Here is a 24,935-nt window from a genome sequence, read left to right as displayed (position 1 = left end):
CCGCGCCTTTCGTTTTCGGGGGCGGACCGCGGGTGCGGGGTGATCATGGCTGGCTTTGATTCTCGTTGGTGAGCAAGGGGTTCCACATGCGGCGCGCCAGTTCGCCGAAGCGGGTGGGTTCGGCCTCCATGGCGGCCGGCGCGGTGGTCAGGGTGCCGGTGAGCTGGTGGAAGCGCGGCGTGGGGCCCAGCACGTAGCGCAGGTAGCGGTCGGTGTGTTCGCCGTAGCGGCCGGGACCGTCTTTGCCGCCGTCGAATTCGTGCTCGGCGGCGAGCAGCGATTCGTCCGGTGACGCGCCCTGGCAGCGGCGTTCCGCGTAGGCGGCCGAAGCGGCGGGCGCGATGGGGAGCGCCTCGGTCAGACCTTCGTCGCGCAGTGCACACAGGTCGCGCAGGAAGGCCCGGGCCGCAGAGGCATTCGGGGCCGTGAGGGTGGATTGCCATGCGGGACGGCCATGTTTGCCCCGGCCGATGGTGATGGCCCGCCAACTCTGATGATCACCGGCCGCGGCGAGCGCGAGCAGCCGAACCCAGGCCGCCATGCGATGTTTCGGGGCGAGGCGGGAGAAGGTGGTCCGCAGCAGCGCATCATCGTGCACATCGGGCACGGTACCTGTGAGCCGGCGGCCGTCGCCCAGGTCCACCGCGATATCGACGGTGCGGGCGGGGATCTCGTGCATCGGCTGAGCGACCCGCACCAGCCGGTCCACCGTCGCCTCGACCTCGTCGAGCACGGCCGCCCCGAGCGCGAACGGCGGCAGCGTCCCGCGCCGCCATTCGGCCGCACGCAGCGCATTCGGATCGACGCCGGTGAGCCGGGCGTTCAACATTCGTTCGCCCATACCCCATTTGGTGAGCCCGTCCAGCTCGATGGGCAGGCGGTCGGCAATCTCCTCCGCACTCTCGGGTACTCGAATTCCCAAGCGCTGCCATAGAAATGCCCGCACCGGATGTTCGACGAAGGAGACCAGATCGGCCAGCTCCACATCACTGCGCTCGCTGCCGGGCAGGGCGGCGGCCAGGAACGGCGGCCGCGGCGCGGGCGCCTGCTGCGCGGCGAGCGCACCGGCCAGCGCGACACCGTCGAAGCTGAACGGCTTGCCGGCCCGGAAATTGCGGCGATCGAAGGGCTGCAGCGGATGCCGCGTGATCACCTGATCCAGCGCCGGCGCACCGATGTGTGCGCGCACGGTGTCCAGCAGTTCGGCCAGCGGAATGGCGGGCGGCCGATGCGCACCGGAAACCGGATCGGATCCGGTGTGCAGCAGCACAAGTCGCTCTCCCGCCGCCATGATGGCATCGAGCAGCAACTGCCGATCCTCGCTGCGCGGATCACGATCGCCGGGCAAGCGGTGCCGCCCCAGCACATCGTCCCCGTCCGCACCGCCGGCGCGCGGGAACACCTCGTCATCCAGACCCAGCAGCACCACCACGCGATGCGGTACCGAACGCATCGGCACCATGGTGCACACCGTCAGCTCACCCGTGCGGAAGTTGGCCCGCGAGGGCCGCCCCGCCAGTCGTGCGGCCAGCAGCGCGGCAATATCGGTGAGCCGCAAGGGAATCTGCCCGGCGTGCTCGGTGGCGGCGGCCAGCTCACGCCGCGCCTGCACAGCCATCCAGCCCTGGCTGTAGGGCACGTCGGTGAGCAGATCGAGCGCACGCCCCAGCACGGTCGCCCATTCGGCGGCGGGCCGCGCGGACCCGGCCGGTTCGGCGAGCGTGGGACCGCGCAGATCGCGCAGGCAGACCGCGAGCCGATCCACGAACTCCGCGAACCGCCCGGCCAGATCGATGTCATTGCTGTCGACATCGTCGAGCGGTAGCACCAGATCCAGCCAGTCCTCGGTGGATTCGCCCGCGGCCACACCCAGCAGGATTCGGTCGACGGCGGCATTGAGGGTGTTCTGCGCGAAGTCACCGAGCCCGAAGGCCTGGCGCTGGCGCAGCCCGATCCCCCAGCGCGCCCCGGTCTCGGCCGACCACTCGCGCAGCCGCTCGATATCGTCCTCGTCGAAACCGCAGCGCAGCCGAATCGGTTCGGTCGCAGCGAGATCGAGAACTTCGGTGACGGTGACCCGGCCGTCGGCGAGCTCAAGCAGCGTGGCGATCACATCCAGCAGCGGGTTCACCGCCCGCTGCGCGCGGTCGGCCAGGCGCACCCGCAATCCGTGCGCGGGATGGCCGGGCTGGGTCCCGTCGATGGACCACTGTCCGAAAGCGGCCCGCACCAGCGGCGCGTAACTCTCGACATCCGGGCACATGACAATGACGTCGCGCGGCTCCAATGTCGGGTCCGCGGTGAACAATCCGAGCAGGGCGTCGCGCAGCACCTCGACCTGCCGCGCCGGACCGTGACAGGAGTGCACGGAGATACTGCCGTCGGCGAGCGCCGGTTCGGGCATGAGCGACCAGCGGTCCTGCCGGATGGCGCCCTGCAGTTCCGACAGCAGGGTGCGGGCGCCGCTGGTCTCGGGCTGCGGATGATAGGTATCGATATGGTCGTAGGCGGCCAAGCGCTGCTGCAGCTCGCGCACATCACGGCCGAGCGCGGCGAGCAGCGGATGCCGCACGCGCACACCCGAATTCGGGATCACCTCGGCATCGGCCAGCTTGGTCCACAGCGCCGGGCTGGGATGCACCAGCCACAGGTGCACACTGCGCCCGGCCGACAGGGCGGACAGCACCTGCAGTTGATCGGTGGTCAATCGGGTCACGCCGAAGAGCGAAATCCGTTCCGGCAGCGAGACCGCATCCGGTTCGGCCCGCAGTCGCGCGCAGGCCGCGTCGAGTCGTTCGGCCGGGCTCGGCGTACCGACCGCCGCCCGCAGTCGCCGCCACAGCATGGGCTGCCACAGCAGATCGGGCGGCAGCTGGTGGCCCGCGCCGTCGCTATCGGAACCGGCCGCCCAGTCCGTGATCATGGCCGGGCGCTGCATCGCATACCCGCCGAAAAGTTCGGCAATGCGCGCCGCCGTCGCATACCGCCGGCCCACCCGATGCCCGCCCGCATCACCGTTGCCGAGATGGCGGGCCAGCACCGCGCTCCACGGTTCGGTCAGCGCGGCGTCGAGCACCGGCAGCAAGGTCCACACCACCCGCTCGGGCGCCCACGGGTCCTCGTCGGGAATCAGTCCGGTCGCCTCCGCCAGCACCCGGGCCACCAGTGCGGCCGGATCGGCGAAATCGATATTGGCCGCCACGCCGTCAGCGTGCGCGGCGCTGCCGAGCACCACGCCCAGCCGCTGCTGCAGCCAGCGCTCGACGCCCTTGGCGGGGACAGCGACCACTTCCGGGGTGAACGGATCGCCGAGCGGATCCGCGAGCAGCCCGGCGAGCGCGTCGGCAAGCGTGTCAGCACGCTCCGCACGATGAATGTGCACGACCTGTGTTTATACAGCCAGCGAACGATATGCAATCATCTGGCTCCACGGTCGGCCGCGTGACACCCACCACACGCCCGTGATTTGCTAGGGCGCGCCACTCCGAATTTCTAGTGTGGTATGCGACAGTGCATTTCGGGGAGATCGTTGGTCCATCACGAAAGGCTGGTTGCGCGATGTCTGCGTCTGTGATTCCCATGATCCCGAGACGCGGGTTCACCGTCCGGCGGGTCGGAGAGCGCTGGGAGCTGGTGAATTCCCGGTACTACGGTCGCAGCGTCGTGCTGCAGAGCTGGGCGCGCGATCGCCACACCGAGGCGTTCGAACACTGCTATCGCCTCAACAGCCGCCGCACCGAAGAACTCACCGCCGCGTTCCGCTGAGCGATTCGGGCGAGTCTCGAATCCGGGCGCGCCGCAGCGAAAGCGCATGCGCGCCAGGGCTCCAGCAGCGGACTCGCCGAATCGGACAACGAAACCCCCTGTGACAACGGCATTTCGATAGCACACGGGGCAAAGCAGCTCAAGACGTGCAAAACAGGCATTGCGGTGTCTATTGTTTCCCTCCGTGCGTTCCCCGAAGGCCCGGCGCTCCCGCGTGGCCGCCTCCACCTGCCTCCTCGCCGCCGCGGCACTGATTCCCGCCGCGCCGGCATTCATCCCCTCCGCCGGTGCCAAACCGGTACTCATGCAGGGCTGCCTGCAGGGATTCGACTGCGATATGAGCAATCGAATAGCCGCGGTCGACAACTATCTCGCCGGCCGGCCCGGCGTCACCGGATATGTGATGCGTGACCGCGTCTCGGGTGGCATGTACCGGAATGGCAACGCGGACACCATGTTCTGGACCGCGTCCACCATCAAACTCGCAATCGCGGAGGATCTGCTGAATCGCGCCCGTGTGGGCGCCATCACGCTGGGCCCCGACGATCGCGCCACCATGGAGGGCATGCTGGCAACCTCCAATGACGCGGACGCCGACATACTCTGGAACAAATTCGCCGGTATCGATCGCATGTCGTTCAACAACGCGTTCCGCGCCAACGGCATGAGCGGGCTCACCCCGCTGCCGCCCACGACCTCGCTGGAGCAGGTCAAGCTCTTCCCGGACTGGGGCTTCCAGCAGTGCACCCCCGGCGATCTCGATCGGCTCATGGACAACGTCCTGAACCATATGAATCCGGACGACCGGGCCTACCTGGTGGACCGCATGCGCAAGGTCGACACCAATCAGCACTGGGGCGTCTGGGGCGCGGGCGCGGCGATGCAGCCGGGTCTGAAGAACGGCTGGTCCGATGAGCAGGGCGGCTGGGTCGTCAATTCGGTCGGCTTCGCCGGGCCGGGCGAGCGCTACACCCTGGCCATCATGACCGAGCAGGGCCCGGACGGGACTTACACCGACGGCTCCGAGACCACCACGCACGTCGCGCAGCTGTTGTTCGCGGGGCGCTGAGCCAGCGGGTTGTTCGCGGGCGCCGAGCGCGCATGTCTTGGCGCCCCGAACTCCCCTTCGTATTGTATTTTCAGACCTGATGTCCTTTAAGTCGGTTTCCGAATGATCCTGATTCGTCGTCGAACCTCACGCCCCACTACCCTTGGACGTGAAGTGTCGTAGTTTCACGTCTGGGTTTCACCGTCTGGCTAGGAGCAGGGACTAGATGAACGCCGATAATTCCGTCGCACAGCGCCACCGCGTGGTGGTGATCGGGTCCGGGTTCGGCGGCCTCTTCGCTTGCAAGCACCTGCGGAAGGCCGACGTCGACATCACGCTCATCTCCAAAACCTCCACCCACCTGTTCCAGCCACTGCTGTACCAGGTGGCGACCGGCATCCTGTCGGTCGGCGAGATCGCGCCCGCCACCCGCATCGTCCTGCGCAAACAGCAGAACGTGCGGGTCATCATGGGCGATGTCAACGACATCGACGTGAAGAGCGGCACCGTCACCTCGCGGCTGCTGAACCAGGACACCGTCACCCCGTTCGACAGCATCATCGTCGCCGCCGGCGCCCAGCAGTCGTACTTCGGCAACGATCAGTTCGCCACCTACGCGCCGGGTATGAAGACCATCGACGACGCCCTTGAGTTGCGCGCGCGCATTCTCGGCTCCTTCGAGGAGGCCGAGCTCGCCAAGGACCAGGAGACGCGCGACCGATTCATGACCTTCGTGGTCGTCGGCGCGGGACCCACCGGCGTCGAATTGGCCGGGCAGATAGCCGAACTCGCGGACCGCACGCTGGACGGCACCTTCCGCAATATCGACACCCGCGACGCGCGCGTCATTCTCGTCGAGGGCGCGGGCGCGGTGCTGGCCCCGATGGGCCCGAAGCTCGGTGGCAAGGCGCATCAGCGGCTGGAGAAGATGGGCGTGGAGATCCAGCTCAACGCCATCGTCACCAATGTCGACGCGCGCGGCGTCACCATCAAGGACGGCGACGGCACCCGGCGCATCGAATCCGCCTGCAAGGTGTGGTCTGCGGGTGTGCAGGCCAGCGGACTCGGCAAGATCCTGGCCGAGCACTCCGAGGGCACCGAGGTCGACCGTGCCGGACGCGTGATCGTCGAACCGGATCTCACCATCAAGGGCTACCCGAACGTCTTCGTGGTCGGCGATCTGATGTCCGTACCGGGTGTGCCCGGACAGGCGCAGGGCGCGATCCAGGGCGGCACCTACGCGGCGAAGGCCATCAAGGACGGCATTGCCGGGCACAAGCCCGAGGAGCGCAAGCCGTTCAAGTACTTCGACAAGGGCTCGATGGCCACCGTGTCGCGCTTCTACGCGGTCGCCCAGGTGGGCAAGCTGGAGTTCAGCGGCTTCTTCGCCTGGCTGGCGTGGCTGGCGCTGCACCTGTGGTACCTGGTCGGTTTCCGCAGCCGCTTCGTGACGGTGCTGGAGTGGTTCACCTCCTTCCTGGGTCGCCACCGCGGGCAGATGGCCGCCACCGAGCAGTGGGTGTTCGCCCGGCTCGCACTCGAAGCACTGGATGATCCGGACGAAGCGCGCGAACTGCACAAGCAGATCGGCGGCGAATCCGCTTCCGGCGGTGGCAAATCCGCGGCGAATGCCAAGGCGGCCCCGGCCACGGAGACACGCGCCGGCTGACCACACCGTCAAGGGCCCATGACCCGACCAATCCGGCACGCCGACCGGATCCGAATGTCCGACGTCCGTCGACATTCGTTCAGAAAGGTCATCCATGGGCAAACGCCAACCGGCTGATCAGGTTTCCTCGCATCGCCGCCGTATCGGTTCCCTCGCCCTCGCGGGAGCACTTCCCCTCGTCGCCGCTCTCGCCACCGCCGGAACAGCTGCGGCGGATCCGGTTGCCGGCGACGACAATCCGTCCGCCGTGATCGAGAACCAGCCCACGACCCCCGCACAGCCCGGACTCGTCCTCGACTCCCCCTTCGGCCAGCTCAATGTGCCGGTCCCCCCGATGGTGTCGGAAGGCGCGCGGCCGTGGGCCGAGACCGCTGCGGCGCCCGTGGGCGCCCCGGCCGACGGCAGGTCGTCCGAAGCCGCACCGGTCATCGACCCGGTGACGGACGCGGCCGATCCCCTGGTCGACGCGGCGGGTGTGCCCGCACCGCTGGTGCGGGTCGGCCGCAACTCCGCCACCGGAGTGCGCGATATTCCGAACGGCCCGGTGGCGGCGGTCGATGTGCAGGGTCTGCACATGCCCGACCCGGCGCTCGCGGCCGACGTCGCCCCGATCGCGGCCCCGGAGGGCAAGCTGCGCTTCGGCGATACGCAGATCGATATCCCGGCCTTCCTGACACCCGAGCAGGCCGCACAGGTCAATGACTACTCGGCCCGGACCGAGGCGAATCTCGCGCGCACCCTCGATTCGGCCGGCTTCGAGCCGAGTCGTTCGGACCGGATCGCCGCGCAGACCGTCGGCACCGCTGCCGTGGGGGTGGCGGTGGGGGTGGGCGTCGCCGCGCCCGCGGAGGTCGCCGGCGGAGTGCTGGGCGGCGTCATCGGGGGTATGGCGGGCACGCCCTTCGCTCCGGCCGGGTGGGTTGTCGGCCCGGCCATCGGTGCGAGTGCGGCGCTGTCGCTCATCGTGGTGCCCGCGGCGACCGTGGGCGCGAGCATCGGTGCGGCGGTGGGTGCGGTGAACGGTGTGCTGGCCCCCGCGACCGCGCCGGCGGCGGACACCGCGGCTCCTGGAGTAGCAACCGCTGAGTAATGATCGATTTGTCGGGGCCGGAATCCATAAACTGGGATTCCGGCCCCGTTTTCGTGAACTACCAAGCAGTTAGCTAACTTTCGGCAATGCGGACGTTCTACGCGACTCCATTCACCGACCAATCCAGTTGACCGACGGGTCCGAATGCTGGGCGTCGATGTTCACCCTCGGAGGAAAGGACGCGAATGGCCGCAGGTAAGCACAGAGCACTCAACCCGCATCGCACCAAGGTCGGCACCGTAGTTGCAGCGGGTGCCGTTCCGCTAGTCTTGGCGATCGTCGGAACGGGTACCGCCAATGCCGCACCGGAGACATCCAATTCGGTGACGGCACACGACGATACGTCCAAGCAGTGGCCGGCGGCGGATGCTCCCAACGTCAGCCCTTACGAGGGCATGCACATCCCAGGTGACACCAAGAGCTCCATCCAGTGGTCGCGTCAGGCCCCGGACAAGAGCTATCTGGCCCCGGTCGGCGTGCTGCACGCACCCGTCCCCGTGGCCGCCGTGCCGCCGATCGCGCCGCTCCCGGGCAAGTTCCGGTTCGGCGACTCCTCGTTCGACATCCCGGCCGGGATGGACAGCGAACAGGCGATCCAGATCAATGACCAGGCCGCCACGACCGAGGCGAATCTCGCCACCTTCCTCGATTCGATCGGCATGGAGCGCAGCCGTTCCGACCGTATTGCCGGCCAGACCGTCGGCACCGCGGCCATGGGAGCGATGGCAGGAGCCGGATCGGCCGTGCCCATCGCGCTCACCTCGGCGACCGTCGGCGCCGCACTCGGCCTGGTGGTCGGACTTCCGCTGTTCCCGGTCGGCCTCGTCGCCGGTCCGGCGCTCGGTGCTGCCGCGGGTGCGGCGGTCATCGAGGTACCCGCAGCCGCGGCCGGCGCCGTGGTGGGTGCCATGGTCGGCGCGGTGAATGCGTACAACGCACCGCCTCGGGTCGTCGGCGACTGATTACGCTCGGCGACAAGCTTTTTGCAGCAGATTGATACACACGGCGGGAACCGGGCGTGAGGTCCGGTTCCCGCCGTGTTGCTGAATGTCCTACACGCGCAGGGCAATTGCGGTGCGGGTGAACAGGGTTCCGCCTGCCGCGAGCGGCAGCAGCGCCGCATTCATCCCGGTGGTCTCCGCCGGGCGGTCATCCGGATAGGTCAGCACGCTCTCCAGCGCTCGCGGGCCGGTCAGCGCGTCATCGGTCGCGGCGTCCGCACCGAGATCCAGGCGGTGACGCAGGAGTGGCAGATCGCCGATATCGGCGCGCAATTCCCCGGACCAGTAACCGTGGTCTTCGCCCGTGCGACCGATCTGCACCCGCTCCCGAAGCCGCAGGCGCGCACCCGCTTCCAACCGCACCGTGGTGAGCGTCTCGTGTTCGGCCCCTCCGGCGACCACGGTCGGCTCGGGATCGAAGTCCAGCTCCCCGCCCGCCGCCACCTCGAAGTGCCAGTGCGCCAGCGATTTCCGCGTCTCACGGCCCGGCAGCGCAATAGTGGCCGCCACCGAGCGCACCAGCAGGCGCGCACCCGCGCCGACCGTGATCCGAATATCCAGCTCGTCACCGCCCAATGGCGTTGCGGCCGTACCGATGAGGTGCACGGTATCGACCCCGGTGCGGCGCGCCGCCAGACCGCCGACCGCGTGAATCTGCGGCAACGTCCCGGCGACGGCGGTGATTCGCAGCTCAGTGCGCATATCGCACCGGCTCAGTGCCCATGGCTCACCCGCGTGGCGCGCAGCCCGGTCGGCCACGCGAGTTGCAGCTCGGTCGGCCCCGCGAGAGGCACCTCGGTCGGCCCCGCGAGAGGCAGCTCAGTCAGCCGCACGGCACACAGCTCAATCGACCGTGCGGCAGGCAGCTCAGTGCGAGTGTGCGGCACCGGCCGTCGCATCCTGCTCCGCGGCCAGGCGCAGCTGTTCGCGCACCCAGGTCAGTACCGGTGTGGCGGCCGGGTCCTCGGTGAGCGATGTGAAGACGAACGGCCGTCCCTCACGCACCTTGGTCGAATCGCGGTCCATGACAGCCAGATCCGCGCCGACCATGGGGGCGAGGTCGGTCTTGTTGATGACCAGCAGGTCCGAGAAGGTGACGCCCGGGCCGCCCTTACGCGGGACCTTATCGCCGCCGGCGACGTCCACCACGAAGATCTGCGCGTCGATCAGGCCGGAGGAGAAGGTGGCGGTGAGATTGTCGCCGCCGGACTCCACCAGGATCAGGTCCAGGGGCGGATTCGCCTCGACGAGATCATCGATGGCATCCAGGTTCGCGGTGATGTCATCACGGATGGCGGTGTGCGGGCAACCGCCGGTCTGCACCGCGGTGATCCGCTCATCCGCGAGCACGGCGTGCCGGCGCAGGAAGTCGGCGTCCTCGGTGGTGTAGATGTCATTGGTCAGTACGGCCAGGGACAGCTCGTCGCGCAGCTGCCGGCACAGTGCCGCCACGAGCGCGGTCTTACCCGAACCGACCGGTCCGCCGATGCCGATGCGCACCGGCTCCCCCGGTGTGCGCGCCCGCTTGGGCCGGTCGTGGTGATGATCGTGCGGTTCACCGTCGATGAGGTGGGGTGGCATATGTGCTCCTTTCCGCAGCCATCCTGGCCGATGCACGTAAAAGGCGTGTTACCTGCCCTCGATCCGCTGGTCAGGACGCGAACAGGGGCATAGCCCGCTTGATATGGCGTTCGGCCAGCACGTCCTGGAGTGGGTCCGAGAGGGATATCATCGCCTTCGTCGCCTCCTGTGCGGTGCGATCACAGACCTCGGCGAGTCGGATGGTGCACGCGGCGACCGCGGCCGGATCGAGCGCGAGCAGACGCTGCGCGGCCGTCGCCGCGCCCGTCATGGTCGTATAGACGACAACCCCCGCGATCTCCTCCGGCGCGGACCCGGAAACCACGCCGACCACCCCGAATACCGTCGACAGATGCGGGCGGGCGCCGACGCCGGTCCAATCGCCCTGCGGCCAGACCTGTTTCGCCAGCCGGAGCAGGCCACGCCCCTGTGCGCGGGAGGCGGTGCGCGCGCTGGGTGACGGGGTTCGCGCATCCGCCTCCAGCTCGGCACGGTCGGGTTCCAGGGTGCCCGCACACACCGCCGCGGCGAGCGATGCCGCCACCGCTCCCGAGGTGCGGATGCGCCGGCGCAGATACAGCTCCACCGTCGCCACATCGCGTACCACCCCGGAGGACACCGCCTCCTCCACGCCGCCGGAATGCACGTGGCCGCCGATGGGCAGCCGGGAATCAGCCAGGGTGAGCAGCATGGCCAGACTCATCGACACACCTCCGGATTTCGCATCGCTCGATCCTAAGCCGCCCCTAGCGGACGCTTGACCTCAACCTTGGTCCAGGTAGCAGGCTGGCGGCTGGAACGACCGGCCGTCAGGCACCGCGGATGGTACTGCAGGGGTCGGGGTCGGCAGGGGTCTTCCATGAGGTGGCGCAGGCGGGTGTTGATGGTGCGGAGTTGGGGGGTCGTTGGCGCGGACGGCGGTGTGGCCCTGGGTGATCAGGTTGCCGGCCAAGACCAGGTAGAAAACGCCCCGCCGACCCGTTCGCCGCACATGCTACCTAGGGCCCCCGACAGGCGCGACCGCTCCGATTCGTACGCAGCGCGCTTGTCACCCTTGACCTTTCAAATCGTGCCCTCCACGACCTCCCGGTTCTCGACGCTCGGCATGAGCACGGCGAGGACCGCATCGTCCCAGGAATTTATCTCGGGGCCCGCGAGGATCGCGTCCAGCAGCGGGGCGCTCGCCAGACTCCCGGGCCCGTAGTAGCCGCCGGCCCGGGCACTGGCCAGAACAGCGTGGATAACGCTGGCGTACACCTGCGCCCGCGGTGCGTTGACCGGCCGCCCGGCCCGCTCGTACTCCCGCAGCCACCCGTCGACCGCCTCGATCACTTCACAAAGCACACGAACTTCGACCTCGCTCGTGCTGTCCATCTCGGAGCCGAACATCGTTGGAACCTCCCGTGATTCGGGCAAGTGCGGTGGAACCAGCACACCATTGGCACCCTTGCGAATTCAGCGAAAATGGGATCCCGGGGAGAATCCGCCCATTCACCCACGACCCGACCCACGTACGCGGTACAACGGAATCACTTACTGAACACGGTTGATTCGAGTCCGCAGACCGAAGGTAGAACCGATGACCAGCAATGACGATGATGACGGAGCGGCATCAACACTCCCCCGACGGCAACTCGGCCGCCTGCTACGCGAGGAACGGGAAAAGGACGGGCTGACGATCGAGGTGGCGGCCAAGCTCGCGGATCTGTCGAAATCGGCACTGCAGCGGCTGGAGGCCGGGCGCAATCAACGCATTCAGAAGCAGGATGTGCGGACATTGTGCGAGGTCTACGGTGTAGATCCGGCGGACAGCACCCAGGCGGTCGAACTCGCCGAACAGGCCCGATCGAAGAGTTGGTATCACGCCTTCGGCGGGTTGTTCAGCAATGAATTCAATATGTACATCGGACTCGAGGCCTCGGCCCGGCACCTGGTCTTCTATCACGAACAGGTTCCGGGACTGCTCCAAACCCGCGACTACGCAAGGGCTTTGATCGGTGCGTTCTATCGCGACGGGACACCCGAGGACATCGAACGCCGCGTCGAAGTGCGAATGCGGCGACAGCACATAGTCACCCGCAGATCCGGGCGGCTCGGCATCGAAGTACTCCTGCACGAATCCGCCCTGCACCGAGTCATCGGCAACCGCAAGGTCATGGCGACCCAACTACGCCACCTCGCCGAAATCGGCAAAATCCCCACCGTCTCCATCCGCATCCACCCCTACGACGCCGGCCTCACCTGGGGCATCCTGCACGGCCAATTCGTCCTCCTCGACTTCGGCACCGATCATCGCGGCAAACCGGTCGAGCCGCCCATCGTCTATCTCGAGGGCGGACCCAGCAGCGACGTCTACCTCGAGAAGCCCGACGAAATCCGGCGCTACGATGAACTCGCCTCCGGCATTCGGCAATCGTGCCTGAGTGAGAACGACACGCGAGACCTCTTGCGGCGGGTAGCGAAGGAGCACGAACGTGACCACTGACCTGCCCGGGGCGCACTGGTTCAAGAGCAGCCACAGTGAATCAGGCGGCCAGTGCGTCGAAGTGGCCTGGCTGGACGAGGACAGGGTCGGCATCCGCGACTCGACAAACCCGAGCGGCCCAGCCCTGACCTTCGCCTCCGGCGATTGGGTGGCATTCCTACCGTTCGTCGTCAAGGTCGCCCGGAACCGATAGCCCTATCGATCGGCACGTCTGAATCAAGAAATGCCCAGCCCGGATCACTGGGCCGGGCATCGGGTCTTGCGATCAGGCACTCGAGGATGCCACATCGAATCCTGCTGAGCGAGTGCATAATCCAGCAAACGGACGGAGCGCAGCTCTCCGAAGGACCGGCAGGTTGTGATCAGGTCTAGGGGGTGGGGCAGAGCAGGCCGCCCGACGGCGGGGGTACGGGGACGATACGTTCGGGGGCGGGGACCGGGTGTTCGGCGCCACCGCCGGCGGGAGTGGATCCGTGGTTGGAACCGCCGGGACCGGCGGCGGGGGGCGGGGCTCCTACGTCACCGGAGCTCCATGCGGCGGAGGGGTTCAATGTGACCACGGCGGCACACGCGAACGCTGCGACAAGCCGGCCGATGAGCTGCTTTTGCGTCATGGGGTACGACCGTACAACCAGCTCAACACAATTCGAGGGAACCGACACCTGCACGGAATGTCACGAATGGATCAATTCGCTGTGGGAGCAATGAATTCCGTTGCGGTACAAGGCCACAGACCGGCGGAACAAGCCCTTTTCACACGAACACGCCGCTGACGTGGCGATGAAAGGTTTTCGGCAGTCTCCCGGCGTGTCGCACGGGAACTCGAACGTCCGTGAGGTTCAGTGAATGGCGATATCTTGACCGGGAAGGGAACGGCATGACGGCTGGACCTGGTTCGAGAACCGCCGCGCTCGTGGCGCTGGCGATCGGCGCTTGCGCCGCGCTGACCTGCGGCGCGCCCGCGAGCACCGCCACCGGGGGATGCGGCACCGACCTCAGCGACGTCAAAGGCGAGTTCACCGCGCAGGAAGGCGCGTTCAATGTGCTGCAATTCGACGGCGCGGGCGGCATAACCTTCCGCAGCGATCGGCACGGGAATGGCTCCGGCATCTACGCGATAATCCCCACGGGCGGATTCACCGCCGCCATGCGCATGTCGGACAATGGTTCCGCCGACGCCCGGGCGGCCACCGCAGCGGTGAAAAGCATGACATTCGCCTGCGCCGCCCCCGGTTCCCAAGTCACCGCATTCACCTCACTCGACCAGAACGCCCGGTCATTCGACTACGTCCGATCCTGACGCGATATCGGCGCGCCCGAAAACCACTCGGGGCCAGAGAATTCAGCGGCGGAAGCCGCGTTCCATGAAGCGCTGCGCCGCACCGCGCCGCAGATCGCTCCACGCCTGCACCGGGCCTGTCCACCATGGGGAGATTTCCGGAGGACGTGAAACGACGGCATGGCACACCAGGTCCGCGGCTTCGTCCGCGGTGAGACCGGGGACGCCGGAGAAGTCGGTGGGCGCGCTCATCCGGGTGTGGACCAGGGGCATATAGATGGACGTCGTGGTGACATTGTCGACCGCGATCTCCGTGGCCACGGTGCGAAGCCAGATATCGAAAGCGGCCTTCGAGGCGCCGTACGCAGCCCAGCGCGGCGCCGGTGGCATGCGGATTCCCCAGGTCGAGATATTGACGATATGCCCGTCCCGGCGTTCCCGCATGCTCGGGAGCAGAGCCAGCAGCAGGCGCACCGGGCCGAGATAATTGATATCGATAGTGCGCGTGAAATCGTGGAAGCGATCATAGGATTCGTCGATCGGACGGCGAATCGACTTGCCCGCGTTATTGATCACCACATCGATATGACCGTGCTCGGCGAGCAGATCGCGACCCAGCTCGTCGACGGCATCCATCTCGGTGAGATCGGCCTGGTAGACATGCGCCGTCCCGCCCTCCTCGCGAATCTCGACAGCCACCTGTTCGAGATCGCCGAGCGTGCGCGCGACCAGCAGTACGGTCGCGCCGCCCGCGGCCAGCTTCTTCGCCGAAGCCTTGCCGATACCGTGTGATGCCCCGGTCACCAGCACCACGCGGCCGGCGACCGCATCCCGCAGGGCCTTGTCGCGGGGTCGGGTGGTCGGATAGAAGAGCCTGGTCGCGACCCGTTCCGCGAGGGGACGGCCGTTCGAACCGGTCTGATCGTCGGGCTCCGGCGTCGAGTTCTCACCCACGCCTCGACTGTAACCGCCCGACCGGTACATAACTGGGGTTGAGTGGAAATACCCAGGGCGCGAGGCACTTCCGGTACCGGACGTCCGACTTCAGGAGCGCGATTTTCGACCGCTGAGCACGGCGATCACCGCCATACCGGCCAGCAGCACCGCACCGGCTGTGGTGGCCACATGCATACCGTGCACGAAGGAGTCCCGCGCCGAATCGATCAGCGCGGTGTCGCCATCGGCATGGGTCAGGGTGTCTCCCAGTGTCGGCCCGAAGTCGCCGCCGGACCGGAATACCAGTGCCGCAAGCGAACCCAGCAGTGCCAATCCCAGACCGTTGCCGAGTTCGAAACTGGTCTCGGAGATACCCACGGCGGATCCGGCGCGCTCGGGCGGCACCGCCGCCACCGCCACCTCCGACACCAGCGTGAACGCCATACCGAAACCGGCGCCGGCAACCACGGTTCCGGCCACGTACCAGCCGATGCCGCCGTCCACTCCGACACCGAGCAGCATGAGATTGCCCAGCGCGGCAAGGCCCAGCGCCAGCACGAAGGCGGTCCGGATGCCCAGCCGGCGCCCGACCCGCGCACCGCTCACCGAGCAGACGAAGACCACCACGGCCATCGGAATGCCCAGCAGCGCAGCGCCGAGCGCGTCGCGGCCGGTGACCGACTGCAGGTACACGCTGGTCAGATAGCTCATACCGGCAAGGGCAAGCATGCCGATCGTGCTGGACCCGATGGCCACCGAGAACAAGCCGTTGCGGAACAGGCTCAGATCCAGGAGCGGTTCGGCGAGCTGCCGCTGCCTGCGCACGAAGGCGATGAGCAGCAGGACACCGATGAGTCCGATGCCGACCACCGGAAGATCGAATCCCTCGGCCGCACAGTGCTTGATGGCGAAGACGATCGGCAGAATGCCGCCGATGGACAGGCCCACGCTCGGCAGATCCAGCGGTCCGCGACCCGCCGCGCGATGCTCGGGCAGCAGCAGCGGCCCGAAGACCAGCAGGACCACCAGCACCGGCGTATTGATCAGGAAGACCGAACCCCACGAGAAGTGGTGCAGCAGTACGCCGCCGATGATCGGGCCGACCGCCGAGCCGCCCGCGAAGAATGCGGTCCACACGCCGATGGCGGTGGCGCGCGCCCGTACGTCGGGGAACATGGTGGAGATCAAGGCAAGACTGGAGGGCAGCAGCGTCGCACCGCCGACACCCATGAGCGCCCGCGCCGCGATCAGCACCGAGGCGCTCGGCGCGAACGCCGCGAGCACCGAGGCCAGCCCGAAGACGGTCGCACCGATGAGCAGAATATTGCGCCGGCCGATCCGGTCGCCCAGATTGCCCATGGTGATGAGCAGACCGGCGATCATGAAGCCGTAGATATCGAGAATCCAGAGCTGCTGAGTCGCGGACGGATCCAGCGCCTCGGTCAGCGTGGGCATGGCCAGGTACAGCACCGACATGTCCATGGACACCAGCAGTACCGGCAGCAGCAGTACCGCCAGTCCGAACCAGGCGCGGCGCGAAGTCGTCGCGTCAGGGCGCGCGAGAGTGCGGGTCATCACCTATCCTCAGCTGATTTCGATTCCGAATGAAGTCTTCGCAGAACGAGTGCGCGTACGTCGTACGCACGGCCAGAGTACAGTGTACGCATACCGGTGCGGGAAAGGAAATAATTCGTCCGATGACCGAGGCCAAGCTCACCCGGGCCGCCATCGTCGACGCCGCCATCACCCTGGCCGACGAGTCCGGAATCGATGCCCTGTCCATGCGCCGCATTGCCGACAGCATGGGCGCGGGAGCCATGTCGCTCTACCGCCACGTCCCCAATAAAGACGCACTGCTGGCCGCCATGACCGACGAGGTGTCCCGCCGCAACCCCTACCCCTCCGCCGAGGGACAGAACTGGACCTGGCGAGATCGCGTGCGCATCGCCGCCGAGGTGGATTGGCGGCTGTACCGCGAACACCCCTGGGTCCTGTTCACCTTCGCCGTCCCGCGCTACAACTTCGGCGAGAACAGCCTGCTCGTATTGAACTGGCTCGTCGAAGGATTCAACGAACTCGGCGTCACCACCCGCGAAGCCACCCGCATGTCCCTGTCCGTCTGGAGCTATATCGCCGGCGTAGCACTGCAACACGTCAGCGCCCGCCTGCTCATAGGCCGTGACAGCGAACCCGAAGAATCCTCCGGCCTCACCGCCCTCCTCGAAGGCGAACCCCGCTGGCCCGCCCCGCCAGCGCTCATCGAACTCCACGGCACCGGCGGCGACGACCTACTGGACCCCCAAGCCCTCCTCGACTCCGGCCTCAGCGCCCTCTGCGACGGCTTCGAATCCCGCGCCCGGCGCTAGCGCCACACCCCCGAAACATCCAGCGCCGCAGCATCAAATGAACACCGATGCGCGACATTCGCCGCAAGTCTGCACACGCTGCGCGCTCGCACCGCCTGCGCGCCAATCGAGCGCACGCAACCGCCCCGGCCATAGCCATCGGCACTCGCCCCTGCACTCGCTGCACCGATTCGCCCGTGCCACCACGCCCGCCGCTTCGTCCGCGGCCACCGTGATCCGCCGCGCGGGCACCGCGTAAGCACAACGTGCCATGTGGTCAGTTCTCGATAATGCCGTCGAGGTAGACCCAGGCTCCGCTGTCGCGGCGGAAGCGGCTGTTTTCGTGGAGGTCGCCCGGGGTGCCGTGGGATTGGTAGTGGGCGCGGAATTCGACGGTGCCTTCGGTGTGGAAGGGGCCGCCGCCGGTGGCCTCGAGGATTTCCAGTCGATCCCAGTGCATAGCGGGGTCGAAGTCGACGTCGGCGGGGCGGGTGGCGGGGTCCCAGCTACGCAGCAGGTAGGCCTCGTCGCGGAGTGCGAAGGCGCTGAAGCGCGAGCGCATCAGCTGTTCGGCGGTCTTCGCCTGCGCCTCGCCGCGATGCAGACGCCCGCAGCAGTCCACGTAGTTCGCCGGTAGCCCGCAGGGGCAGGCCGCGGGAATCGGCTGGGGTTTGCGATGCTTCGCCATGCGGTCCATTGTCCGCGCCCGATTCCCGCATTCGACCGGCGGTGTCCTGTCCTCAGTAGAAGCTGCGCCCGACCAGACCGCCCGATACCGACCAGACCTCGACGATGCGGCCGTTCTCGGCGCGCAGGATGTCGGTGCCGCTGAGCTCGGTGAGTGTGCCGTCGCGACCGGTGAACCGCACGCCGTAGGGCCGGGCCACCAATCCCGTTCGGGTGTCGTCCATGTCGACGACGCCGGGGCCCTGCGGTGCGAATCGCACGCCGGGAAGCTGCGCGCGGAACGTTTCGATCTGCGCGGCAAAGGCTTTCGCATCGTGAATATCGTCGTAGACGGTCGCGCCGGGCTGGGCGTAGCGCAGGGTGAATTCCGGGGCCATGATCTCGTCGGCGGCCAGCTCGCCGTTCCACAGGTCGGTCCACCGGTCGTACAGCTCGATGCCGAAGTCGCGCATCCGCACTCCTCAATAGTCTCTTTGATACTGTCTCGCGGCACTTAAGTTATAGTCTCAGCGATACGGTGTCAATGGGGCGAGCGAAGGAGCTGCGATATGACGGAGGTCGGCCACCAGGACCACATAGTGCTGGGATTGATCGCCAGGCACGGGCCGCTCACCCCGTACGAGCTCAAGGCCCGGATCGAGGAGAGCGTCGAATACTTCTGGCCGATCCCGCACGCCCAGTTGTATCGCATCCCGCCGCGCCTGGCCGAGCAGGGACTGCTGCACGAGGAGGCCGAGACCGGCGGCCGGCGGCGGCGGGTCTTCCATCTGACCGAGGCCGGCCGCGCCGAATTGACCCGCTGGCTGGCCGATCCCAGCGCACCGCCGCCCGAGACCCGGGATCCCGCGCAGGTGAAGCTCTTCTTCGCCGATCTCGGCGGTCCCGGAGATGTTGTCGCACTGGCACACAGGCAGGCCGCCGAACACCGCCGCTGGCTCGATCTCTACCGGAAACTACAGGCGGAGATCGATCCGGACGACAGTGAACGGGCGGTATCACGGGCGCGCATCCTGCGGCTGGGCATCGGCCACGAGCAGGCGTACGTCGACTTCTGGGAGGATCTGGCCGCGCATCCCGACGGCGGGCCGGGCGCGCGGGAGTGATTACTCGCCGCCGGTACTGATTACTCGCCGTCGGTCACGATGGCGTAGGCGAATCCGTCCCAGCCCTTACCGCCGACGGTCTGCAGCACGGTGGCCTCCAATCGCGGTTCGGCATCGAGCAATTCGATGACCTCGCGGCTGGCGCGCACGGCCGCATCCGGCGAATCCGGATTCGCGATGCCGCCATTGCGGACCACATTGTCGACGATGATGACCGAACCCGGCTTGGTCAGCCGCAATGCCCACTGCACATAGTTCGCGTTATTGACCTTGTCGGCATCGATGAACACCAGGTCGAACGGCTCCGGGTGCTCCTGGGCCAGTACCGGCAGACTGTCCAGCGCGGCGCCGACCCGAATCTCGACCCGGTCCCCCACCCCGGAGCGATCCAGATTCGCGCGCGCCACCTCGGCATGTTTGGGCTCGTACTCCAGGGTCAGCACCTGCCCCTGCTTGCCCACGGCCCGCGCCAGCCAGGTGGTGCTGTACCCGCCGAGCGTGCCGATCTCGAGCACCCGCTGCGCCCGCGCGGACTTGGCGATCAAGTACAGGAACTTGCCCTGCGGCGGTGATACATCGATGGCGGGCAGCCCGGCGGCCGCATTCGCGGCGAAGGTCGCCGAATCCCCGTCTCCCACCAGGGTGTCCACCAGATAACGATCAACTTCGGCCCAGTCTGATGTCGTCATACCGGCCAGTCTGCCACCCGCACGCGGCGGGTGGCCTCCCTTTGATTCGGCATGATCGCGTGCGGACTCAGAAGAGGAAGTAGCGCTGCGCCATCGGCAATTCGGTGGCCGGCTCCTCCGCCCACACCTCGCCGTCGATGCGCACGGTGAAGGTGTCGGGATCGACCTCGATGCGCGGCATGGCGTCATTGCGCGGCATATGCGCCTTGGTTCGCTTGCGAACATTGGCCACCGGCACCAGCTTCCGATTGACCCGGAGCCGGTCCGCGAGACCGTCCTCGATGGCCTGCTCGGACACGAAATGCAGCGAGGTCCCCGCCGCCACCGCCGGCGATGCGCCGAACATGGGTCGCGGCAGCACCGGCTGCGGCGTCGGAATGGAGGCGTTCGCATCACCCATGGCGGCCCAGGCGATCATGCCGCCCTTGAGCACAGCGTGCGGCCGCACCCCGAAGAACGCCGGTTCCCACAGCACCAGATCGGCCAGCTTGCCGACCTCGACCGAACCGATCTCGTGATCGAGACCGTGTGCGACCGCCGGGCAGATGGTGTACTTCGCGATATAGCGCTGCACCCGATTATTGTCCGCCGCACCATCTCCCGGCAGCGCGCCGCGGCGGCGCTTCATGACGTGCGCGGTCTGCCAGGTGCGCATGACCACCTCGCCGATGCGGCCCATGGCCTGGGAATCGCTGCCGATCATGGAGATCGCGCCCATATCGTGCAGCAGATCCTCCGCCGCGATGGTGGAGGGCCGAATCCGGCTCTCCGCGAACGCCAGATCCTCCGGAATGGACGGGCTCAGGTGATGGCACACCATGAGCATGTCCAGATGCTCGTCCAGGGTATTGACCGTATGCGGCCGCGTCGGATTGGTAGAGCTGGGCAGCACATTGAGATGCGCTGCGACAGTGATGATGTCGGGTGCGTGCCCGCCGCCCGCACCCTCGGTGTGATAGGAGTGGATGGCCCGGCCGCGAATGGCGGCCAGGGTGTCCTCGACGAATCCGGCCTCGTTCAAGGTGTCCGAGTGCAGTGCCACCTGCACACCCGAGGCATCGGCCACGGTGAGGCAGGCATCGATGGCCGCCGGGGTGGTGCCCCAGTCCTCGTGCAGTTTGAAACCCGCTGCGCCGCCGCGCAATTGCTCCCACATGGCTTCCTGGCGCACGGTATTGCCCTTGCCCAGCAGCACGATGTTCATCGGCCATCCGTCGGTGGCCTCCAGCATGCGGCCCAGGTGCCAGGCGCCCGGCGTGACAGTGGTGGCCTTGGAGCCCTCGGCCGGACCGGTGCCGCCGCCGACGAGGGTGGTGATGCCGCCGCCCATCGCCTCCTCCAGCAGCTGCGGGCAGATGAAGTGCACGTGACAGTCGATGGCGCCCGCGGTGACGATGCGGCCGTTGCCCGCGATGATCTCCGTCGAGGGCCCCACCACCAGATCCGGATGCACCCCGGTCATGGTGTCGGGATTACCGGCCTTGCCGATCGCGCAGATGCGCCCGTCGCGAATACCGATGTCGGCCTTGATGATTCCCCAGTGATCGACGATCACCGCGCCGGTGATGACGGTATCGGGAGTCCCCTCGGCGCGGGTCGCCCGCGCCTGGCCCATGGATTCGCGCAGTACCTTGCCGCCGCCGAAGACCGCCTCGTCACCGGCGAGTCCCGGTCCGCCACTGCGGTCTTCGGTGATCTCGATGAGCAGATCGGTGTCCGCCAGGCGAATTCGATCGCCCGTGGTGGGACCGAAGAGTTCGGCGTACCGGGCGCGGGAGAGTTCGGCCATCAGGCATCCAGCTTTCCGGGAGGAGTCAGGCTGATTCCGTGCACTTCACGATTGCCGCCCAGCGGCACCAGCGAAACCCGCTGGCCCAGACCGGGTTCGAAGCGCACCGCGGTTCCGGCCGGAATATCGAGGCGGCGTCCGTGCGCGGCTTCGCGATCGAAGTCCAGGGCCGAGTTCGACTGCGGGAAATGCACATGGCTGCCGACCTGGACCGGTCGGTCGCCGGTGTTCACGACGTCGAGTTCGATGCGTTCGGCTCCGGCATTGAGCTCGATCGTGCCCTCGGCACAGAGGTATTCACCAGGAATCACGGTGTATCAGCCGATCGGATTGTGGACGGTGACGAGCTTGGTGCCGTCCGGGAACGTGGCCTCGACCTGGACGTCGTGAATCATCTCCGGCACGCCGTCCATGACGTCGGCGCGCGTGAGCACGGTCCGCCCGGAGGCCATGAGCTCGGCGACGGTCCGGCCGTCGCGCGCGCCCTCGAGCACGTGATCGACGATGAGCGCGATCGACTCGGGGTGATTCAGCTTGAGCCCGCGGCCCTGCCGTCGCCGAGCCAGCTCGGCCGCATAACTCAGGAGCAGGCGTTCCTGCTCGTGCGGCGACAGTCGCATTCGGGCTCCTCACCGAGGTTGCGGACGGGTCGTCGCACATTCTGGCACGAGCCGTATTACCTCGATGTTTCGTGCACCGCGGGCGTGCCGCGTTCGCCCGGGAGCACAATGCGCAGCACCGTCCCGCCCCGGTCGGAGGCCTCGACCGCGATGGTGCCGCCGTGGTTCATAACGACCTGCTTGACGATCGCCAGCCCCAAACCCGAACCGGGCATCGAGCGTGAGGTCGTCGCCCGATAGAACCGTTCGAAGACCAGTTCACGCTCGGCGGCGGGGATGCCGGGGCCGGCGTCGTCGACGATCAGCTCCATCAGGCCCGAGTCGTTCTCACGCATGCCGACTCGCACCTGTTCGCCCTCAGGGCTCCACTTGGCCGCATTGTCGAGGACATTGATGATCGCGCGCTCGAGACTGGCCTCGTGCCCGTAGGCCAGCCACGGCCGCAGTTCGACGCTGAAGTCGATTCCGGCCCGGCGTCTGCGGACGCGTTCCAGGGCGCGGTCCACCGCTTCGCTGATGTCGACCTGTTCGTAGACGGTGTCCGGGGCGTCCTCGCGAGCGAGGTCCACCAGATCACCCACCAGCGTGGACAATTCCTCGATCTGCGCCATCACATCCGAACGCAACTCGATCATGTCCTCGTCCGGAATGCTCGGGGCACCCGGACGCGACGAGGCGATCAGCAGTTCCATATTCGTGCGCAGTGAGGTCAGCGGCGTCTTCAGCTCATGGCCGGCATCGGCCACCAAACGCCTTTGCCGCTCCCGAGATTCGGTGAGCGCACGGAGCATCGTGTTGAAACTCTCAGTGAGCCTGGCGAGTTCATCATCACCGGTCACCGGGATCGGCGTGAGGTCATCGGTGCGAGCCACCCGCTCGGTCGCCGCGGTCAGCCGGGCAATAGGCCGCAATCCGGTGCGGCCCACCGCTGTTCCCGCAGCAGCGGCGAGCAGGACTCCGCAACCGCCGACCACGAACAGCAACCACGCCAGCCGATCCAGTACCCGCTGCGTCGGCTGCAGTCGCTGCGAGATCACCAGCGTGGAGCCCGAATGCGTACGCTCCGCGAGCACCCGCTGATTGCCGACGGTGCGCAGCGAGTAGGCGATATGCCCGTGTGCCACCGCCAGCTCCTGGCTGCCGATCGGCGGTGCGGCATCCTGCCCGATCACATATCCCTCGGATTTGCTGTCCGGATAGATCAGTGCGACACCGATATCGTTCGAGAACAAGCTCCCGAGGGTCAGCGCCTCCAGATAGTTCATGCTGTCGACATTGTTGGCGATCATGACCGAGGCCCGCGTCCGCAATTGCGAATCCACATCCGCGTACAGCGAGCGCGCCACCATCGCATAGGCGGCGATGGAGGTGAAGGCCACGGCGACCGTCACCACCGATGCGGCCAGCAGCATGACCCGCCAGCGCAGCGAGACCGAGCGGGCCGACGGCATCGGCGGGAGCGGATCGGATTCCGGTGCGTTCCCGAGCCCGGCGACCACCGGACGGCGTGGGACGGTTCTACTCACGAGCGCATGCCGCGAGCACCAGAATTGCGCATACCTCCATGCTGCCCACAGCGACTGAGAAGCAACTGAGAGCTGCGGCCGAATCAGCCCTGCGGACTGAGGTTCTGCAACCGGACCTGACCGCGCGCCACCGTGCGCTCCTGCTCATCGGTGATGACCACCACCCACAACTGCTGCGATCGGCCACGATGCACCGGCGTGGCCACCCCGCGCAGCACGCCGTCGCGCACCGCGCGCAGGAAGTCGGTGTTGTTGTTGACGCCGACCACCCGCCCGCGATCCCCGAGCCACACACTGCCCGCGATGCTCGCCAGCGTCTCGATGACCGTGCAGTACACGCCGCCGTTGACAATGCCCGCCGGCTGGAACTGCTGCGGCGTGACAACCCACTCCGCGGTCACCTGGTCCGGGGTCATCTCGGTGAGCTTCAACCCGAACGTATCGGTGAAGAAGCCCTCACTGAATTTGTTCATCAGCTCGGGCGTCACATCAGCCATGGACTTGAGCGACGAGAAGTCTTCGGTCATGAATCCACATTCGCATGCGGTCCCGGAATACGAAGCGGCGGGCTCCCCTTGGTAGGGGAACCCGCCGCGGCAATGGACCGGGGAGATCTCAGGGTGCGGAACGCGACTGCTGAGCGTCCGGCAGCGCAGCTGAGTTGCTCAACGTCTCGCGCCGCGCGAAAGTCTCTTCAGGGTCCACGGTGATGACATCTAGTTGCTGCACCAGCGCCCTCGGAATCTCCCCACCCTCGAAGTGCTCCGGCGAAGGAACTATGACCGCCTCAGCATCCAAACGCGTAGCTTGCGCCCGCAAACGCGCCAGCGGTGGCCGACCGAACTTCGGGTCGTAGATCACCATATCCGCGAAGTCATACCCGAGACGCGTGGCAAGCCTGCGGATTTGGGTCTGGTCCCACAGCTGCGACACCCCGAATACGTCGGTGCGCAAATACCCGATACATGTTGGCTTCCAACGCATTACGGCCCCTTCATCATGTCCGTCCTGTCCACGGAATTCGAGGTAGAACCCGGCACAGTCCTCCCCTACGTCTGCGACGCTTCGGAGTTCGAGCACCCCACCGGGGAACCTGAACAGTCGCGCGCGCTCCACTTCGTCAGTCATGACCGCCCCTGTTGTCCGCTGGTGAGGCCGCTCGCGACCAAGACGACCGCACCGGCCCAAACGCCTGGCTTTAACGGTATGGACAGACTCATTACCATGACCAGCGCTTTGTAGATGTTTGCAGCAATCTGGAAGGAAGCGTTGACCTGACCTGGGAACCGGAGTCAAGCTCAGATACGAGTTTTCACACACTC

27 protein-coding genes are annotated in these 24,935 nt (G+C 67.1%); 10 read left to right on the top strand and 17 right to left on the bottom strand.

From position 1 onward, the window contains the following. Positions 1-43 precede the first annotated feature (43 nt). A complete protein-coding gene (recC, locus tag OG716_RS07985; protein ID WP_405137035.1) occupies positions 44-3,382 on the bottom strand; it encodes an exodeoxyribonuclease V subunit gamma in 3,339 nt (1,112 codons plus the stop codon). A 176-nt stretch (positions 3,383-3,558) separates the two neighbouring features. Here recC and OG716_RS07980 point away from each other — a divergent pair, with 176 nt between their 5' ends. From OG716_RS07980 to OG716_RS07960, 5 genes are all read left to right on the top strand, one after another. After that, positions 3,559-3,765 (top strand): hypothetical protein, encoded by a 207-nt coding sequence (locus tag OG716_RS07980; protein WP_355122036.1) that lies wholly within the window; start codon positions 3,559-3,561, stop codon positions 3,763-3,765. Between the two features lie 172 nt (positions 3,766-3,937). Next, positions 3,938-4,834 carry a tat pathway signal sequence gene (locus OG716_RS07975; protein ID WP_405137034.1) on the top strand — a complete coding sequence of 299 codons (897 nt, stop codon included), beginning with the start codon at positions 3,938-3,940 and terminating at the stop codon, positions 4,832-4,834. A gap of 205 nt (positions 4,835-5,039) precedes the next feature. After that, positions 5,040-6,482: an NAD(P)/FAD-dependent oxidoreductase gene (locus OG716_RS07970; RefSeq protein WP_405137033.1), complete on the top strand. Its 1,443-nt coding sequence runs from the start codon at positions 5,040-5,042 to the stop codon at positions 6,480-6,482. Positions 6,483-6,576: 94 nt separating this feature from the next. After that, positions 6,577-7,572 (top strand): hypothetical protein, encoded by a 996-nt coding sequence (locus OG716_RS07965; RefSeq protein WP_405137032.1) that lies wholly within the window; start codon positions 6,577-6,579, stop codon positions 7,570-7,572. A gap of 185 nt (positions 7,573-7,757) precedes the next feature. Then, positions 7,758-8,534: a hypothetical protein gene (locus tag OG716_RS07960; protein ID WP_327139944.1), complete on the top strand. Its 777-nt coding sequence runs from the start codon at positions 7,758-7,760 to the stop codon at positions 8,532-8,534. A gap of 90 nt (positions 8,535-8,624) precedes the next feature. On the opposite strand, the gene OG716_RS07955 is transcribed toward OG716_RS07960, so the two are convergent. From OG716_RS07955 to OG716_RS07940, 4 genes are all read right to left on the bottom strand, one after another. Beyond that, the gene (locus OG716_RS07955; protein WP_405137031.1) at positions 8,625-9,275 is read right to left on the bottom strand and encodes an urease accessory protein UreD; all 651 of its coding nucleotides are present in this window, start codon (positions 9,273-9,275) and stop codon (positions 8,625-8,627) included. A 165-nt stretch (positions 9,276-9,440) separates the two neighbouring features. Continuing rightward, the gene (gene ureG, locus OG716_RS07950; RefSeq protein WP_327139946.1) at positions 9,441-10,154 is read right to left on the bottom strand and encodes an urease accessory protein UreG; all 714 of its coding nucleotides are present in this window, start codon (positions 10,152-10,154) and stop codon (positions 9,441-9,443) included. 70 nt (positions 10,155-10,224) lie between these two features. Continuing rightward, entirely contained in the window at positions 10,225-10,857 is a 633-nt protein-coding gene (locus tag OG716_RS07945) for an urease accessory protein UreF (RefSeq protein WP_405137030.1), read from the bottom strand. A gap of 359 nt (positions 10,858-11,216) precedes the next feature. Continuing rightward, a complete protein-coding gene (locus OG716_RS07940) occupies positions 11,217-11,543 on the bottom strand; it encodes a hypothetical protein (protein WP_405137029.1) in 327 nt (108 codons plus the stop codon). A gap of 190 nt (positions 11,544-11,733) precedes the next feature. On the opposite strand from OG716_RS07940, the gene OG716_RS07935 reads away from it, so the two are divergent. Both OG716_RS07935 and OG716_RS07930 read left to right on the top strand, forming a co-directional pair. After that, positions 11,734-12,639: a helix-turn-helix domain-containing protein gene (locus tag OG716_RS07935; RefSeq protein WP_405137028.1), complete on the top strand. Its 906-nt coding sequence runs from the start codon at positions 11,734-11,736 to the stop codon at positions 12,637-12,639. Beyond that, positions 12,629-12,832, top strand: a complete 204-nt coding sequence (locus OG716_RS07930; protein WP_405137027.1) for a DUF397 domain-containing protein — start codon at positions 12,629-12,631, stop codon at positions 12,830-12,832. The genes OG716_RS07935 and OG716_RS07930 overlap by 11 nt, the downstream gene beginning before the upstream one ends. Positions 12,833-13,007: 175 nt before the next feature. On the opposite strand, the gene OG716_RS07925 is transcribed toward OG716_RS07930, so the two are convergent. Then, a complete protein-coding gene (locus OG716_RS07925) occupies positions 13,008-13,253 on the bottom strand; it encodes a hypothetical protein (protein WP_355122058.1) in 246 nt (81 codons plus the stop codon). 263 nt (positions 13,254-13,516) lie between these two features. Between OG716_RS07925 and OG716_RS07920 the strand changes: the two genes are divergently transcribed. Next, a complete protein-coding gene (locus OG716_RS07920; RefSeq protein ID WP_405137026.1) occupies positions 13,517-13,939 on the top strand; it encodes a hypothetical protein in 423 nt (140 codons plus the stop codon). Positions 13,940-13,981: 42 nt separating this feature from the next. On the opposite strand, the gene OG716_RS07915 is transcribed toward OG716_RS07920, so the two are convergent. After that, complete coding sequence (locus OG716_RS07915) at positions 13,982-14,872, bottom strand: SDR family NAD(P)-dependent oxidoreductase (protein ID WP_405137025.1); 891 nt, start codon at positions 14,870-14,872, stop codon at positions 13,982-13,984. Positions 14,873-14,962: 90 nt separating this feature from the next. Continuing rightward, entirely contained in the window at positions 14,963-16,429 is a 1,467-nt protein-coding gene (locus tag OG716_RS07910) for an MFS transporter (protein ID WP_405137024.1), read from the bottom strand. A 122-nt stretch (positions 16,430-16,551) separates the two neighbouring features. Between OG716_RS07910 and OG716_RS07905 the strand changes: the two genes are divergently transcribed. Beyond that, positions 16,552-17,220 (top strand): TetR/AcrR family transcriptional regulator, encoded by a 669-nt coding sequence (locus OG716_RS07905; protein ID WP_405137023.1) that lies wholly within the window; start codon positions 16,552-16,554, stop codon positions 17,218-17,220. Positions 17,221-17,476: 256 nt separating this feature from the next. Here OG716_RS07905 and OG716_RS07900 read toward each other — a convergent pair whose 3' ends face one another. Together OG716_RS07900 and OG716_RS07895 are read right to left on the bottom strand one after the other, a co-directional pair. Next, a complete protein-coding gene (locus OG716_RS07900) occupies positions 17,477-17,887 on the bottom strand; it encodes a YchJ family protein (RefSeq protein WP_405137022.1) in 411 nt (136 codons plus the stop codon). A gap of 52 nt (positions 17,888-17,939) precedes the next feature. After that, entirely contained in the window at positions 17,940-18,338 is a 399-nt protein-coding gene (locus tag OG716_RS07895) for a nuclear transport factor 2 family protein (protein ID WP_405137021.1), read from the bottom strand. A gap of 96 nt (positions 18,339-18,434) precedes the next feature. Between OG716_RS07895 and OG716_RS07890 the strand changes: the two genes are divergently transcribed. Beyond that, positions 18,435-18,989, top strand: coding sequence for a PadR family transcriptional regulator (locus tag OG716_RS07890; protein WP_405137020.1), 555 nt, complete (start codon positions 18,435-18,437; stop codon positions 18,987-18,989). A gap of 20 nt (positions 18,990-19,009) precedes the next feature. Here OG716_RS07890 and OG716_RS07885 read toward each other — a convergent pair whose 3' ends face one another. The 7 genes from OG716_RS07885 to OG716_RS07855 form a co-directional block, all read right to left on the bottom strand. Further along, on the bottom strand, positions 19,010-19,678 hold the full coding sequence (locus OG716_RS07885; protein ID WP_405137019.1) for an O-methyltransferase: 669 nt from the start codon (positions 19,676-19,678) through the stop codon (positions 19,010-19,012). 67 nt (positions 19,679-19,745) lie between these two features. Continuing rightward, on the bottom strand, positions 19,746-21,467 hold the full coding sequence (locus OG716_RS07880) for an urease subunit alpha (RefSeq protein ID WP_405137018.1): 1,722 nt from the start codon (positions 21,465-21,467) through the stop codon (positions 19,746-19,748). Then, on the bottom strand, positions 21,467-21,778 hold the full coding sequence (locus OG716_RS07875) for an urease subunit beta (RefSeq protein ID WP_327139977.1): 312 nt from the start codon (positions 21,776-21,778) through the stop codon (positions 21,467-21,469). The genes OG716_RS07880 and OG716_RS07875 overlap by 1 nt, the downstream gene beginning before the upstream one ends. A 6-nt stretch (positions 21,779-21,784) precedes the next feature. Then, positions 21,785-22,087 (bottom strand): urease subunit gamma, encoded by a 303-nt coding sequence (locus tag OG716_RS07870; RefSeq protein WP_355122079.1) that lies wholly within the window; start codon positions 22,085-22,087, stop codon positions 21,785-21,787. A 56-nt stretch (positions 22,088-22,143) separates the two neighbouring features. Then, positions 22,144-23,538 (bottom strand): ATP-binding protein, encoded by a 1,395-nt coding sequence (locus OG716_RS07865; protein WP_405139581.1) that lies wholly within the window; start codon positions 23,536-23,538, stop codon positions 22,144-22,146. 158 nt (positions 23,539-23,696) lie between these two features. Further along, positions 23,697-24,140: a PaaI family thioesterase gene (locus tag OG716_RS07860; RefSeq protein WP_405137017.1), complete on the bottom strand. Its 444-nt coding sequence runs from the start codon at positions 24,138-24,140 to the stop codon at positions 23,697-23,699. Between the two features lie 88 nt (positions 24,141-24,228). After that, positions 24,229-24,741, bottom strand: a complete 513-nt coding sequence (locus tag OG716_RS07855; protein WP_405137016.1) for a hypothetical protein — start codon at positions 24,739-24,741, stop codon at positions 24,229-24,231. Between the last annotated feature and the right edge of the window lie 194 nt (positions 24,742-24,935).

The sequence above is a fragment of the Nocardia sp. NBC_01388 genome, from assembly GCF_045040085.1.
Classification (GTDB): Bacteria; Actinomycetota; Actinomycetes; order Mycobacteriales; family Mycobacteriaceae; genus Nocardia.
Note: the sequence above shows the minus strand (reverse complement) of the source record. Positions and strands in the feature narration are given on the sequence as shown.